Raw genomic sequence first — 14,398 nt, forward strand, 5'->3', positions numbered from 1 at the left:
CATGTCCTCCCGGGCGCCACACCATCCAGACACATCCACAAATGCGGTGACTGCATGCAGCCTTATGTTGGAATTGCCCTCGTAATCACTGCCGGGGTGCTCGCACTGCTCGGAACCATGCTGGTGGAACGATCCGCGCCCCGGCTCGGGCTGGTACAGCCGCCCAACGAGCGATCGTCGCACTCCCGGCCGACACCCCGTGGCGGTGGCATTGCGATTGCCGTGACCGTCGTCATCGTCGCAGCAGCGCTGGCACTTCTCGGCGCCAGCGCGTTTTGGGCCGTCGCCGGGCTGATACTGGCCATTGGCCTGCTTGGCTTCACCGATGATATGATGGATCTGTCGCCGGCCCTGCGGTTCCCGGTGCAGATCATCGTTTTCTCACTGCTTGTCTGGTCCACTGGGCCGCTACCCGGCCTGGATGTGGGCTTCAGTCTTGTCCTTGCGGGACCGCTGCTGGCGATCGTGATCACCATCGCCGGCCTCTGGTGGTTGAATCTCTTCAACTTCATGGACGGCATTGATGGCATTGCAGGTACGCACGCTATCCTCGTGCTGCTCGGGGCTGTGACGATCTGGTACACCAACGATCCCGACGCCGGGCTGGCACCGGCATTTTGGCTGGCCCTGGGGACGGGGGCTGCAACTGCAGGCTTCCTGGTGCGCAACTGGCCGCCCGCAAAGATCTTCATGGGTGACGCCGGCTCGAATGCTCTTGCGCTGGCCGTCTTCGCCATCGCGCTGGCAACCCTGGCGTCAGGCCAGATCGGCTACCAAGCCTGGCTTTTGCTGCCATCGGCTTTCATTGTGGACGCCACAATAACCCTCCTCCGCCGAACCGCTCGCGGAGAACGCCCCTGGCGGGCCCACCGCAGCCATGCCTATCAGCATCTGTCACGCCGCTGGGACCACAAACGCGCCACTGTGGTGTACTGCCTGTGGACCGCACTTTGGTCAATTCCACTGGCGCTTGCGGCACAGCATTGGGCCAGTGCCGGCTGGTTCCTGGTCCTGGTTGGCTATCTTCCGCTTGTTGCATTCTGCATCTGGGCCGGGGCAGGTCGCGAAACCACCGCTGGAACGGCAAACAAGCCCCGCTAACGAGCCCCCCTCAATCCCGCCCGAACCGCACCCGTGATTGCACCACATGGTCGCGCATGGCGGCTTCGGCGGCGTTGGGGTCGCGCTGGCGCAGGGCGGCGACGATGGCCAGGTGCTCGTCCACTGCGGCATTGGTCGCTTTGGGCGTGGCGACCAGGCGGAACAGATGCACATGGGTGTGCAGCCGCCCCAGCGCGGCGATCACCAGTTCATTGCCGGCGCCGGCGGCCAGCTGGTCGTGGAACACCATGTCGAGCTGGGCGAAATTGGCATAGCCATTCAAGGTCTCTGCCGCGGCCAGGTTCCGCATGTCCTCGCACAGGCCCGCCAGTTCATCAATCATGGCGTCAGCCATCAGCGCGGCGCATTGCCGGGCCACGAAGGGCTCGAGCAGCAGGCGCAGCTGATAGAGATCGGCAAACTGCTTGCTGCTGAGCTGGGCACTGGCGCTATAGCCCACCAGATGGGTCTTGTGCACCAGGCCCTCGGCCTCCAGCCGCGCCAGCGCCTCGCGCACCGGGGTGGGCGATACGCCCAGTTCGCGCGCCATGGCATCGACCGATATGCGCCCGCCCGGCGCAATATCGAGCGTCATGATGCGCTCGAAAATGGCGCTATAGACCTCGTCGCCCAGCCGCGCCGGGCGACGCAGCAGACCGGCGACGGCGCTGGGCACGCTCATCGGCCGCGCTCCTGCGCCAGGCCCGGACAGACCGCCGCGCGGCCGCACCCTCTGATTCCCATATCATCGATCATGTCGGCACCCTGCATACCCGCTCTGCCCCTGCCATAGGCTGCGTAGGGGAGCAAGGCAACGCATCACCGGCGCGGCGCACGGGGAAATTGCGCATCGGCACCGCAACGCGCGCCAGCGGAGGCCGCAAAAGGGAAAAGCCCAGCGAACCGGTTGGGTTCACTGGGCTTTTTTGGTTGCGGGAGCAGGATTTGAACCTGCGACCTTCAGGTTATGAGCCTGACGAGCTACCGGGCTGCTCCATCCCGCGTCAAAGTCGATAACAATGCCAGATTGGCGGTCATCTGTGCGGCCGGTGCCGCGACGTGATGGGTATATAGGGGGTATGAACCGATTGCTCAACCCCCCAAATGCCCATGCGTGACGGTTTTTTGACGACCGCGATTTCTGCCGTCCAAACCTACCATTTTGCCCGGCATCGGTTAGTGTCGACCATCCTTCGCCAGCAGTCGAGATTCCCTCCATGAAACTGAAGCCGCTTGGCCGCACCGATCTGCGGGTCACCGAACTTTGCCTGGGCACCATGACCTGGGGCAGCCAGAACACCGAAGCCGAAGGCCATGCCCAGATCGATATGGCGCTCGAGGCCGGGCTCAATTTCATGGACACCGCCGAGATCTACGCCGTGCCGCGCAGCCCCGAGACCTCGGGCCGCACCGAGGAGATCATCGGCAGCTGGTTCCAAAAAACCGGCAAGCGCGACCAGTGGATCCTCGCCTCCAAGATCGCGGGCGGCGGCATCGATTTCATGCGCGGCGGTTCGCGCGCCAGCGGCGCGACCATCCGCCAGGCGGTCGATGCCAGCCTGCAACGCCTCAAGACCGACCGCATCGATCTCTATCAGATCCACTGGGCCTCGCGCGGCAGCTACAATTTCGAGGGCTCCTGGACCTATGCCCCGCACACCCAGGACACCGCCGACGTGCTGGACAATATTGCCGACATGCTTGAGGGCCTCGACGGCCTGGTCAAGGCCGGCAAAATCGGCCATGTCGGGGTCTCCAACGAAACCACCTGGGGCATTGCCCAATGGCTGCGCATTGCCGGGGAGCGCAATCTGCCGCGCCTGGTCTCGGTGCAGAATGAATATAATCTGGTGCGCCGCCAGTTCGATCTCGACATGGCCGAGCTCAGCCACCACGAACAGGTGGGCCTTCTGGGCTATTCCCCGCTCGCCGGCGGCCTGCTCACCGGCAAATACCAGCACGGCGCGGTCCCGGCCGGCAGCCGCGCTGACTATCAGAAGGCCTTCTGGCGCTACAATCCGCATTCGGAAGCCGCCACGGCGGCCTATCTGGAGCTGGCCAGGCGCCATGGGCTGGACCCGGCGCAGATGGCCATTGCCTTTACCCTCACCCGGCCGTTCACCATGTCCACCATTATCGGCGCCACCAGCACCAGCCAGCTCGCCAATGCCATTGCGGCGGCCGATCTGGTGCTGAGCCCGCACGTGCTGACCGAGATCGACGCCATCCACCGCCGTTTCCCGCGCACCATCTGATCCACTCACCCACCGGCGCGCCCCGCGGGCGCGCCGCACTCAATGCTGAGGCCTGTTCCGGAGGCAGACCATGTCCATGACGCTGATTTCCACCTTCTTCCCGCTGCTCTGCTACCTGGCCTATAATCTGGTCGTGCCGCAGGTGGAAAAACTGCGCCCCTCGCTGTCGGTGATCATGAACATGCAGCGCCGCCGCTGGGTGGCCAATGCGGCCCGACGGGAATCGCCGTTCGACGCGATCCTGTCGGGCAATATCATGGGCTCGGTGAGCTTTCTGGCCTCCACCTCGGTGCTGCTGATCCTGGCGGTATTCACCGTCTTCGGCCAGGTGCCGGCGCTGATGGATGCCCTCGATTCGCTGTCGCTTGATCGCATCTACACCACGCTCGATGTGCAGCTGCATCTGGTGGTCATGCTGGCCATGTTCGTGCTGGCCTTTTTCGCCTTCACGCTCTCGCTGCGCCAGTTCAACCACTATTGCATCATGCTGGGCGCCATCGACCACACCCACGGCACCTCCGAAGAGGAAATCGACGCCATCACCCGGATGAACGCCCTGGGCGCCCGCAATTTCAACAGCGGCATCCGCAGCTATTATTTCTCTGTGGCGGCCGTGGCCTGGTTCGTTTCGGAATGGCTGCCGATTGTCGCCTGCGTGCTGACGGTGCTGATTCTGGCGCACCGCGAGTTCTTCTCCTCCTCGCACCGCACGGCAGCCTCGGTGGCCGTCATTGCGGTTCGGCGGCAGCAGGGACAGGCTGGCGCAGCGCCTGCGGCTGCAGCTGAGCGTGGAGATAGCGCGACACCTCTGTGAGCACGGGCGCCGTTCCGCGCAGCGGTCGGGCCAGCGCCAAAAGGGTCCCCGGGTGACCAAGCCGCTCATAATGCCGCTCCTCGACCGGCACGCCCAGTGTCCGCAGCCGCCGCGCCAGCTCCGCCGTGTTGCGCGGATAGACCAGCGTGTCCTTGTCGCCCGAGGCCAGGAACATCGGCGGCGCTGACGGCGTGACGTGATTGACCGGCTGGGTGCGCATGGGGTCAGCCACGGCGCCAAAGGTGCGCATGGTGATGGCGCCGTCAAACGGAAAGAAATCATAGGGACCCGACAGGCCCACCACGCAGCGGATGTGATGACGCTGTTCGGCCTTGAGATAGGCCGGGTCCAGCGCCAGCATGGCGGCATTATAGGCGCCGGCCGAATGGCCCATGACTCCAATCCGCGCGGGGTCGCCGCCGTGCTCGGCGATATGGTCCACCACCCAGGCAAAGGCCAGGGCGCAATCGGCCACAAAGCCGGGATATTCCACCTCGGGCAGCAGCCGATAATCGGCCACCACGGTAACAAAACCCTGCGCCGCCAGCGCCCGGCCGGCAAAGCCATAGTCACCCCGATCGCCCTCGGCCCAGGAGCCGCCATAGATGAACAGCACCACGGGCAGGCCCCCACCGGGCGCATCGCGACCGGCCTTGGGCGCATAGATATCGAGCTTGTGCCGCGCCCTGGGGCCAAAGGGCACATCATGGGCGATCCGGCGCGACGCTGCGTCCTTGGGCAGCAGGGCGTTGATAATGCCCAGAATGGAAACGGCCATGAAAGCTCCTCAGTTAACCGATCAGCAACGACGCCAGCGCGCCGAAGGTTTCAAGCCGAACAAACACCGCTCACAATTCATTGAGAATTAATGCCAAGCCGGCAGATTTGACACCTGACCATAGGGACATGGGGCGGTCTCCGACCAAACAGATGCAACACAAGCCGGCCCCGCGCCAAGCCACCAACCGCCAGCTCGACCCCAAGTTGCGCGATCTGGTTGGCCGCTATGACCATGTCAGTGGCCTGCCCAATCGCAAACAGTTCATCGAGCATTTTCACGAGCTCGCCCAGGCGGCCCGGCCGACACTGATCATGCTGGTTACCCTGACCGATGCGCGCCACTACAATGAAGTGCTGCGCGCCCTGGGCATCGCCTTCTGCGAGGATCTCGTGCGCTGTGGCCTTGCCAGGCTGGAGACGCTGGTTGATCCCGATCTCACCATCTTCCATGTCAGCCTGCTCAGCTTCGCCGTGACCCTGCCGGTGGATGACACCGCCGTTGTTCCGCCAGTGGCCGACGCGATCGCCCATGCATTCGCGCAGGCTCTGACCATCGATGCCATTCCAATTCGTATCGATGTGGGCGTGGGCCTGGTGCCCTTCAATCCCGATACCGGTCCTGCCGAATCGCTGCGCGCCGTATTGGTCGCAGCCCAGGATAGCCGGCGGACGAACCGCCACGTGTCCTTCTATGACCACAAGACCGATGCCGCCCATTTGCGCGCCTTCCGCATCCTGGCCGACCTGCCCCGCGCCTTGGCTGCCGACGATCAGTTGAGCCTGCACTACCAGCCGCGCATCAATCTGCAGACCGGCGCCTGCCACGCGGCCGAAGCGCTGCTGCGCTGGACCCATCCGGACCTGGGCGCCATCTCGCCCGCCGAATTCGTGCCGCTGGTCGAGCAGACGGCGCTGATCACGCCCCTGACCGATTGGGTCACCCAGCGGGCGCTGCAGCAGAACCGCAGTCTGCGCGACGCCGGCCACGCCCTGCGCATCTCCATCAATGCCTCGCCAGCCAATCTGTCCGAACGCGGCTTTCACGACGTTCTGCTCGGTCATTGCGACGCGGCCGGTCTTGCGCCGGACCATATCGAGCTCGAATTCACCGAAGGCATGCTGGCGACCAATGCGGGTCTCGCCATCGCCCAGCTCGATCACCTGCGCAGCGCCGGGGTGGATGTGGCGATTGATGACTTCGGCTCGGGCTATTCCAATCTCTCCAACCTCGCCAATATCCCCGCCGACGTGCTCAAGATCGATCAGTCGCTTGTCCGGCCACTGACACAGGCCGGGGACGACGACTTCCTGCTGCGCCAGGTGCTGGCCATTGCCCAGGGCCTGGACTTCCGCGTCTGTGCCGAAGGCATCGAGAGCGAATTCGCCTTCAATCACCTGCGCGAGCTCGGCTGCCACGAGGGCCAGGGCTATTTCATGGCGCGCCCCATGCCGGCGGACCGGCTGGCCGACTGGCTTGAGGCCCATCCTTGAGGCCTACGCCCGAGCAGCGCTAACCCTGCGGCAAATGTGACATTGACATTCAGCTAATCGAGTCGCTTTATGCGCCGCGAAACCGCAATGGATCTTTCGGCCGCCGATGCTCATTTGCCAGTGCAACATGATCACCTCCAAGGAGATCGAGGACATCGTCCTGGACCTGCTCCGGGCCGATCCCTGGCAGCTGGTGGTGCCGGCCAAGGTCTATAAAGAGCTCGACCGCCGCGCCAAATGCAGTGGCTGTGTGCCAAATGTGGTGGACATTATCGTCCGGGTGACCGAAAATTACCACGCGAGTCAGGCGCTTCCGCCTGGCGAGCTCGTGACCTTCCAGGCCGGGCTCGAGAAATTGAAGCAACAACAGAGTGGAGTACGCCGTGAAAGGCGAAGCACAGGTCATCGAGCGGCTTAACGACGCTCTCTTTCTCGAATTGGGCGCTGTCAACCAGTACTGGGTCCACTTCCGTCTGCTGGACGACTGGGGCTACAAGAAGCTGGCTGCCAAGGAACGCGCTGAATCCATCGAAGAGATGCATCACGCCGACCGGCTGATCGAACGCATCATCTTCCTTGAAGGCCATCCGAACCTGCAGCGCGTTGCGCCGCTGCGCATCGGCCAGACCATCAAGGAAGTGCTCGAGGCCGATCTGGCCGGCGAATACGAAGCCCGCGCCGCCTATAAGGCCAGCCGCGAGCTCTGCGAACAGCTCGGCGACTATGTCTCCAAGAACCTGTTCGAGGCCCTGCTGGCCGATGAGGAAGGTCACATCGACTTCCTCGAAACCCAGCTCGAGCTGCTCGACAAGATCGGGCCCGAAAAATACGGCCAGCTCAACGCTGCCTCGGCCGACCAGGCCGAGTAAGACATCTGGCCCCATCAGGGCTCTGACACAGACCCGCGCAACTGCGCGGGTTTTCTGTTTAGGGCAGGTCTGGCCAGGGCACCACGGTCACTTCGGGCCATAGCGCGCGGATCCGCTCGCCCTTGTTGGTATGGGTGACCCTGTTGTCGGTTGCCACGTTCGGCGTCACCCGAAACGCGAACAGATCGTCCAGTCCGAAGGGAGCCACCAGCTCAAGCCGCTGCGCATCGTCCAGTCGGGCGCCCACGGCATGGGTCTTGGAGGCGAAGCGCTCCAGCATCTCGGCCGATGAGCGGAGCGGCGAGAACGCAATGCCGAACTTCTGCTCGTACCACAAATGCACCCGCGCCTGATTGCGCAATTGCACCGGCAGCGGCATGGGCCCCAGGGCGGCATCGAGCGCCTTGATGGCCCGGTCTTCGGCTTCCCAGCTCAGATCGCCGGCATCGAAATAGAACACATCGATGTCGTTGACACCGCGCAGCGCGGGCCGCCCGGTCAGCCGGTTCCACACCACATTGTAGATGGCGCCCGAAACCAGCAGCGCGTCGGGCAGAGCCAGGCGCTGCAGGCCGCTCAGCACCGCCATCAACACCGGCTCGGACCGGATGATGGCGTCTAGCGCCTGGCGCTGCGTTGCGGCATCAGCGCCGGCATATTTGAGATGATCGCCCATGCCGCAAGGCTAGCGCGATTCCATGTCAGCTTGTCAGTTCTCGATCGGCTGGAACATGGCATTGAGCTGCTGGACGATCTGGTCCATCGGCGCAATGGCCTCGGGCAGCTGTTCCGGCGGATCGGGCGCGACGGCGACATAAGGCACCCCGCTCGGGAAGGCGCCGAACATCTGGAAAAAGCTCACCATGTCGTCCAGCACCGGCGCGCGCCAGCGCCACAGCGCGCCCATGGAAATGACCGGCTCCATATGGCCAAAGCCCTCGTAATAGCGCGTGGTAACCCAGACGCCGCTGTCCTTGAGCTTTTGCGCAAAGCGCTGCGTGTTCTGCATGCGCACGATCGGGTCAGTGGTGCCGGTGGCCAGATACATCGGCGGCGTCGCCGAGGTGACCAGGTTAATCGGCTGCGTACCCTGCGGATTGGACGCCGAACCGAAGGCGTTCTGCACCTCGCCATATTCAAACGGGTAGAAATCATAGGGCCCCGACAGCGCCGCTACGGCCAATATGGGCATGGTCACCCCATATTCGCGCAGGAACGACGGGTCGAGCGCCAGCATGGTGGCATTGTAGGCGCCGGCCGAATGCCCGGCCAGGAACAGCCGGCTGGGGTCGCCGCCGTAGTTGGCGATATTGTCCTGCACCCACTTGAGCGCATTGGCGCTGTCTTCGAGGAACCCTGGATAGGTCACCTCGGGCACCAGGCGATAATCGGCAATAACAACCACAAAGCCGCGCGCGGCCAGGGCCCGGCCGACGAACTGATAGTCGCTGCGCTCGCCGCGGTTCCAGCCGCCACCATAGATGAAGAACACCACCGGCGCCGAGGCGCCGCGCTGTTCAGGCGCATAGACATCCAGCTTGTGCCGTGGCCCATCGGCATAGGCAATGCCGTCGCCCACCTTGGTGGTGCCGCCATCCATGGCGGCTGGCAGATTGAACGGATCCATCACCGATAGCGCCATGGCCGGCAGGGGCGCCAGGGCAAGCAGCAGCGCGATAAGGGTGGCGGCACGCCGTAGCGGCGCAATCAGGCTGAACATCTGAGAAACGATCTAGGAATGAAACAAGGGGATCAACTGGCAGCCAAAGCCGGGCATTTTATGGCAGGCCCGCCTTGGGCGAGGGCAGGAGGCCGGATGGTCCGCCCTGTCCCTGCCCTCTGCTCAAGCCCGCACAGCCTGCCCCCAAAGGGTTACCGAAAACCTAACAAACCGGCTAGCGCTGCAGCGCCTGCAGCAGTCGGCCGGACACATATCCGTCAGCCGGCAGGCCCATGTGCTTCTGCCAGGCCAGCACCGCCGCCCGCGTCTTGGGCCCCACCACCCCATCGGGTGTGCCCACGTCATAGCCGGCCCGTGCCAGCAGCGTCTGCAGTTCGGCGCGCTGGGCCTTGTTCAGGGCAAAATCCCCGGCCGGCCAGGCAGTTGCGAAGTTCCCGCCGCCGATAATGCGATCGGCCAGATGGCCGACGGCCAGGGCATAGCTGTCTGAATTGTTGTAGCGCTTGATGACATCGAAATTGGGCAGCAGCAGGAAGGTTGGCCCGCTGGCCCCCGCCGGCATATAGAGCCGCCCCACATCGCTGGCACGCGGAAAGGCCCTGCCCGACACGCGCTGTACGCCCATGGCCTGCCATTGGCTGAGCGGCGCCTTTTCGAGCTGCCGCGCCCGCGCAAAGTCAAAACCATTGGGCAGGCGCACCTCATAGCCCCAGGTCTCGCCCGACCGCCAGCCGAAGCTGTGCAGATAATTGGCCGTGGAACCCAAGGCATCCTGCACCGAATTCCAGATATCCTTGCGCCCGTCGCCATTGTAGTCGACGGCATAGCGCATGAAGCTTGTTGGCATGAACTGGGTGTGCCCCATGGCCCCGGCCCAGGAGCCCACCATGTTATCAGCGCTCACATGCCCATCGGTGATGATGCGCAGCGCCGTGAGCAATTCGTCCTGGAAATAGTTGGCGCGATAGCCGCCTTCGGTCAGGGTCGCCAGGGCATGCACGGTATTCTCGCCGCCCATGAAGCCCCCGTAATTGGTCTCCATGCCCCAGATGGCCAGCACGATCTCGGGCTGCACGCCCCAGCGCTGCTGCGCGCCGCCCAGGGTCTGCTTCCACTCCTGGCGCATCGCCTGCCCCTTGCGGGCCTGGCCCTCGGTGACGCGCTTGTCGATATATTGCTGCACGGTCTGGCTGAACTCGGGCTGCTTGCCGGTCAGCGCCATCACCTTGGGCTGGTAGCTATAGCTGGCAAAGGCCGATTCAAAGGCGGAGCGGCTGACGCCGCGCGCTTCTGCCAGCGGCCACAGCCGCCGCACGAAATCAGCGCTGTTGGCAACGGCGGGAACAATGGCGCCAACACTGAGCGCAGCGGCGAGCGCCAGGGCGCTCAACCGGCGAAAAATGGGAACGGCCCTGCCATGGGAGATGAACATGACGATCCTCTTGGTCGACGAAAAATGGACGATGAAATCGAAGCGTCCCTTGTGCCGCAACGGACGCGTATCTCCATTTTAACCCACCAAATTAAGATCGCCTTAAGGCATGGCCGCCCGACCGCCTGGCGCCGATCACAATCCCGCCAGCCCTTTGCCTGCGCCGTCGGGGCGCCCTGTCAGCGCTTGTCTTCAATCGGCAGGGGCCCTGTGGCGGCCGGTTGCGCCGGGCCGGCCGGCACATAGGTGACATGCGGATAGGGGATCTCGATGCCGCGTTCGGCGAACACGGTCTTCAAAATCTCGCTATAGGCGCGGCCAACGGCCCATTGCTTGCCGGGCAGCGTCTTGATGCGGGCGCGGACCGTCACCGAGGACGCGGCAAAGGCGATGATGCCCTGCATGTCCATCTCGTCAAGAATACTGTCCTTGTGCTCGCTGGCCATCAGCTGGTCGAAGGCGTCCAGCATCGCCTGCTTGACCTGGGCGATATCGCTCTCATAGGCCACCCCGATCTCGGCAACATGGAACGAGAAGCCGCGCACCATATTGCTGACCTGATCGACCGAGGAAAACGGGATCAGATGCACCGTGCCATTGAGGTCGCGAATGGTCACCGAGCGGATGGTGAGCTTTTCCACCACGCCCGATTTGTCGCCCACGGCCACCACATCGCCCTCGTTCATCACATTTTCGAACTGGATGAAAATGCCGGTGATGATGTCCTGCACCAGCTTTTGCGCGCCAAAACCGATGGCCAGGCCAATCACCCCGGCGCCGGCCAAAAGCGGCGCGATATTGACCCCGATCTGGGCGAGCGCCAGCATCATGCCGAAGATCACAAGCGCAATGGTGAAGGCGTTCTTGAACAGGCCCAGCAGCGTCTTTTCGCGCGCCGTCGGCGCCCGGCCGAAATTGGGGTTGAGCCGATATTCGATCCAGGACGACACCGCAACATAGAGCACCATGCAGACCAGCACGATCAGCGCCGCCGAGATCACGGCGCCGGCCACGGCTTGCCCCTCGTCCGCGCTGATCCAGCCGACGAAATCAAACAGCGCCCAGGCCTGGGCAATAGCCACCACCACCCCGGCGATCACCAGCCAGCGGACCACCTGCATCACCGTGGGCACAAAGGCATGCAGCCGCTTTTCCAGCAGCGGCAGGCGCGCCTTGATATCGCTGGGCAGCAACAGCCCGGTGCTGACGAAGCGGGCGATGAAGCTCACCACCACCGTGCCCACCACAATGGCGACCAGCGACTGCGCCGTCGCGCTCAGCATGAAGGGCAAAGCCGTATTGGGCTTGGCGAACCACACCACCAGCAGCGCCACCAGATAGACAATGGCAATGCGGTGCCAATGGCGGGCCAGCAGCACCAGCATCTGGGCATAGCCATCCTGCTTGCGCCGCTCGGCCAGCCCAAGCAGCCAGTTGCGCACATCGTCCCGGTTCTGCAGCACCACGATAATGGCGATGGTCACGGCCGTGGCCATGGCCAGCACCTGCACTGCTGCGGCAATGCCCGGCGCCAGAGTGCCGGCCAGCAGCGGCGCCACGAAAAGGAAACTATAGCCGAGCAGCGAAATGATGCGCTCAATCCAGAACGACCAATAGGCCGCATTGTCATCGCTGACCGGCAGCGGCCGCAGGCTGCCAAAGCGCGGCGAGAGCAAGAGGCGCACCACCAGCTTGGTGATCTCGACCAAAAGGAACGCATTGAGCAGCAGCGACTGGTTGATGCCCATCTGGCCAACCGCGTCGCCCACCAGGGTCAACGCCACCACATAACCAATGCCCCAGGCAATGATGATGGCCGCCAGATCGATCAGCGCGGCGCCGAGCGCCGAGCCGAGGCGGATCATCCAGTTCCGCGCCTTGGCGCGCTCGGCCAGCCCGCGTTGCAGCCAGCGCACCAGGATGCGCAGCAGCAGGAAACTGCCGAATAGCCCGACCGCCACCATGAAGACGCCACTGGCGACCGTCAGGAATGCACTGAAATCGGCATCGCGCGTGCCGCTGATTCCGGCCTGCAGATCGACGAACACCTTGCCCAGCGAGCGCAGCGTCGCGGACACGCCCTCGGCGGCACTGCGGGTATATTCGGCCACCTGTCGCACGATGCTCAGTTCCACCGGCGCCGGCGCAGCCGTCTCCGCCGCGGCCCCGTCCTGCTTGAGCCGTTCGATCAGCGCGGCACGGGTCTGGTCATTCTCGATGATGCGCACCAGCTCATCGATGCTGGCATCGGCGCTGGGCGCAGCCTCGGCACTGCTGGCCGCTGGCGTGATCACCGTCTGGGCCCATGCCGCCCCCGGAACCATCAGCAACAGGCACAGCAGCAGAACAAGACGGCGCATAGATCACTCCAGTCAGGGGTAATGGATTGGCACTTGATGGACATGCTCACCCCATCCACACTCGTGGATACGCTGTGTTGCCCACACGGTTCAACCTTTGCACCAGCATTGGGACCAGATCGGGACAGTCCTGCGGAGGATCAATGGACGCTTCATTGCAACGCTTTGCCGCCGAAGGCGCCCCCGCCCTGCCCGGCGCAGCGACCACCGGCACGCTCACCCATGACGGCGCAGAGCTGTGGTACGCGCAGCTCGGCGAGGGCCCGGCCGTCATCCTGCTGCATGGCGGCCTCGGCAATGCCGGCAATTGGGGCTACCAGATCCCCGCCCTGGCCGCCGCCGGCTATCGCGTCATCGCCCTGGACACCCGCGGCCATGGCCGCAGCACCAGCGACAACAACCCCTATCACTATAGCCGCCTCGCCACCGACCTGCTGGCCCTGATGGACCATCTGGCCCTGCCCGACGCCGCCCTGGTCGGCTGGAGCGACGGCGCCTGCACGGCCCTCGAGCTGGCCATGCAACAGCCCGACCGCGTGCGCAGCGTCTTCTTCTTCGCCTGCAATGTCACGCCCGACGGCGCCCTGCCCTTCGTGATGACGCCGGTGATCGAGAACTGCCTGGTGCGCCACAAGGCCGACTATGCGGCGCTCTCCGCAACGCCCGATGCCTTCGACGCCTTCATGGACGCTGTTGGGCTGATGCAGCGCAGCGAACCCAACTACAGCGCCGCCGATCTGGCCGCTGTCCGCGTGCCGGTCATCGTCGCCCACAGCACCGGGGATGAGTTCATCCGCGCCGAACACGCCGCCTTTCTGGCCGCCAGCATTCCGGGCGCAACGCTCGTGACGCTCGACGGCGTCACCCATTTTGCCCCGCTGCAGCGCCCCGAGCTGTTCAACGTGGCTGTACTGGGTTTTCTGCGCCAGTCCGCACGATCCTGACGCCCCTCAGAGGCTGACCACATCGGCCAACCGGCGCAGGAAGGCTTTCGACTGCGTCAGCGCAGTATCGGCCCGCGCCCCGATTTCGGCTTCCGTTCCCGCCGCGGCGTCCCCATCAGCGATGTCGACGATGCGCGCCAGCAGAGCCACGCGCTCCGCCTCGAGTTCCGCCGGCAGGCCAAGATCAGCGGCGGTGAGCAGCGCCTGGCGCATCTCCTGCAGCTTGGTCAGCAGCGAGAACCGCGCATAGAGCTGCAGCGCCACGCTCCGGTCGCCGCGCCAGTCGCGCTCGGCGAACAGCGCCGTCGCCCGCTGGCCGGCCCCCAGACAATCAAAGGCAATGCAGCCCTCATAGCCCAGCTCTTCGCGCCGCGCGTGGATCTTGCAGCCGAAGTCGCTCCGCAAATGATAGCAGGGCTCGCCGGCGATCTTGTCATGGCCGAAGCGGTCGGACCGGTCAAACGACAGCGCCACGCAGCACAATCCCACGCAGCGGCTGCAGTCAGCCTGGAGATCGTCTTGGCTCATCCCCGTATTTGCCTTTGAGTTTGTGCCTTTAGAAACGCAAAACCCCCGGTGCCTTGGCACCGGGGGTTTGAGTTTCGAGATCGTTTTGAGACCATATGTTTTTGGCAGACCTTGCAGTGACCTACTCTCCCAAGCCTTGAGAC

At 64.2% G+C, this 14,398-nt stretch carries 14 protein-coding genes and 1 tRNA gene; 7 read left to right on the plus strand and 8 right to left on the minus strand.

Going from position 1 to position 14,398, the window contains the following annotated elements; translation table 11 throughout:
* Positions 1-54 precede the first annotated feature (54 nt).
* Entirely contained in the window at positions 55-1,101 is a 1,047-nt protein-coding gene (locus tag E8M79_RS18195) for a glycosyltransferase family 4 protein (RefSeq protein ID WP_137153250.1), read from the plus strand.
* Positions 1,102-1,111: 10 nt separating this feature from the next.
* Here E8M79_RS18195 and E8M79_RS18200 read toward each other — a convergent pair whose 3' ends face one another.
* Together E8M79_RS18200 and E8M79_RS18205 are read right to left on the minus strand one after the other, a co-directional pair.
* Complete coding sequence (locus E8M79_RS18200; protein WP_137153251.1) at positions 1,112-1,783, minus strand: GntR family transcriptional regulator; 672 nt, start codon at positions 1,781-1,783, stop codon at positions 1,112-1,114.
* A gap of 245 nt (positions 1,784-2,028) precedes the next feature.
* A tRNA-Met gene (locus tag E8M79_RS18205) sits at positions 2,029-2,105 on the minus strand.
* Positions 2,106-2,318: 213 nt separating this feature from the next.
* On the opposite strand from E8M79_RS18205, the gene E8M79_RS18210 reads away from it, so the two are divergent.
* Both E8M79_RS18210 and E8M79_RS18215 read left to right on the plus strand, forming a co-directional pair.
* Positions 2,319-3,356, plus strand: coding sequence for an aldo/keto reductase (locus E8M79_RS18210; RefSeq protein ID WP_137153252.1), 1,038 nt, complete (start codon positions 2,319-2,321; stop codon positions 3,354-3,356).
* Positions 3,357-3,426: 70 nt separating this feature from the next.
* A complete protein-coding gene (locus E8M79_RS18215) occupies positions 3,427-4,170 on the plus strand; it encodes a DUF599 domain-containing protein (RefSeq protein WP_248305033.1) in 744 nt (247 codons plus the stop codon).
* Here the strand turns inward: E8M79_RS18215 and E8M79_RS18220 are convergent.
* Positions 4,085-4,948: an alpha/beta hydrolase gene (locus E8M79_RS18220; protein WP_137153253.1), complete on the minus strand. Its 864-nt coding sequence runs from the start codon at positions 4,946-4,948 to the stop codon at positions 4,085-4,087. The genes E8M79_RS18215 and E8M79_RS18220 overlap by 86 nt on opposite strands.
* A 152-nt stretch (positions 4,949-5,100) precedes the next feature.
* Here E8M79_RS18220 and E8M79_RS18225 point away from each other — a divergent pair, with 152 nt between their 5' ends.
* The 3 genes from E8M79_RS18225 to bfr all read left to right on the plus strand — a co-directional run bounded on the left by E8M79_RS18225 (position 5,101) and on the right by bfr (position 7,310).
* On the plus strand, positions 5,101-6,441 hold the full coding sequence (locus E8M79_RS18225; RefSeq protein WP_171015927.1) for a bifunctional diguanylate cyclase/phosphodiesterase: 1,341 nt from the start codon (positions 5,101-5,103) through the stop codon (positions 6,439-6,441).
* A gap of 106 nt (positions 6,442-6,547) precedes the next feature.
* Positions 6,548-6,859 carry a (2Fe-2S)-binding protein gene (locus tag E8M79_RS18230; protein ID WP_137153255.1) on the plus strand — a complete coding sequence of 104 codons (312 nt, stop codon included), beginning with the start codon at positions 6,548-6,550 and terminating at the stop codon, positions 6,857-6,859.
* On the plus strand, positions 6,825-7,310 hold the full coding sequence (bfr, locus tag E8M79_RS18235; protein WP_137153256.1) for a bacterioferritin: 486 nt from the start codon (positions 6,825-6,827) through the stop codon (positions 7,308-7,310). The genes E8M79_RS18230 and bfr overlap by 35 nt, the downstream gene beginning before the upstream one ends.
* A gap of 58 nt (positions 7,311-7,368) precedes the next feature.
* On the opposite strand, the gene E8M79_RS18240 is transcribed toward bfr, so the two are convergent.
* The 4 genes from E8M79_RS18240 to E8M79_RS18255 form a co-directional block, all read right to left on the minus strand.
* The gene (locus E8M79_RS18240) at positions 7,369-7,986 is read right to left on the minus strand and encodes a nucleotidyltransferase family protein (RefSeq protein WP_137153257.1); all 618 of its coding nucleotides are present in this window, start codon (positions 7,984-7,986) and stop codon (positions 7,369-7,371) included.
* A gap of 33 nt (positions 7,987-8,019) precedes the next feature.
* Positions 8,020-9,030, minus strand: coding sequence for an alpha/beta hydrolase (locus tag E8M79_RS18245; protein ID WP_248305034.1), 1,011 nt, complete (start codon positions 9,028-9,030; stop codon positions 8,020-8,022).
* Between the two features lie 175 nt (positions 9,031-9,205).
* The gene (locus E8M79_RS18250) at positions 9,206-10,423 is read right to left on the minus strand and encodes a lytic murein transglycosylase (protein WP_137153258.1); all 1,218 of its coding nucleotides are present in this window, start codon (positions 10,421-10,423) and stop codon (positions 9,206-9,208) included.
* Positions 10,424-10,602: 179 nt separating this feature from the next.
* Complete coding sequence (locus E8M79_RS18255) at positions 10,603-12,783, minus strand: mechanosensitive ion channel domain-containing protein (protein ID WP_137153259.1); 2,181 nt, start codon at positions 12,781-12,783, stop codon at positions 10,603-10,605.
* Between the two features lie 143 nt (positions 12,784-12,926).
* Here E8M79_RS18255 and E8M79_RS18260 point away from each other — a divergent pair, with 143 nt between their 5' ends.
* On the plus strand, positions 12,927-13,727 hold the full coding sequence (locus tag E8M79_RS18260; protein WP_137153260.1) for an alpha/beta hydrolase: 801 nt from the start codon (positions 12,927-12,929) through the stop codon (positions 13,725-13,727).
* Between the two features lie 6 nt (positions 13,728-13,733).
* Here E8M79_RS18260 and E8M79_RS18265 read toward each other — a convergent pair whose 3' ends face one another.
* On the minus strand, positions 13,734-14,255 hold the full coding sequence (locus E8M79_RS18265) for a hypothetical protein (RefSeq protein WP_137153261.1): 522 nt from the start codon (positions 14,253-14,255) through the stop codon (positions 13,734-13,736).
* Positions 14,256-14,398 lie beyond the last annotated feature (143 nt).

The sequence above is a fragment of the Devosia sp. FKR38 genome (genome assembly GCF_005222805.1).
In the GTDB taxonomy this organism is placed as follows: Bacteria; Pseudomonadota; Alphaproteobacteria; order Rhizobiales; family Devosiaceae; genus Devosia.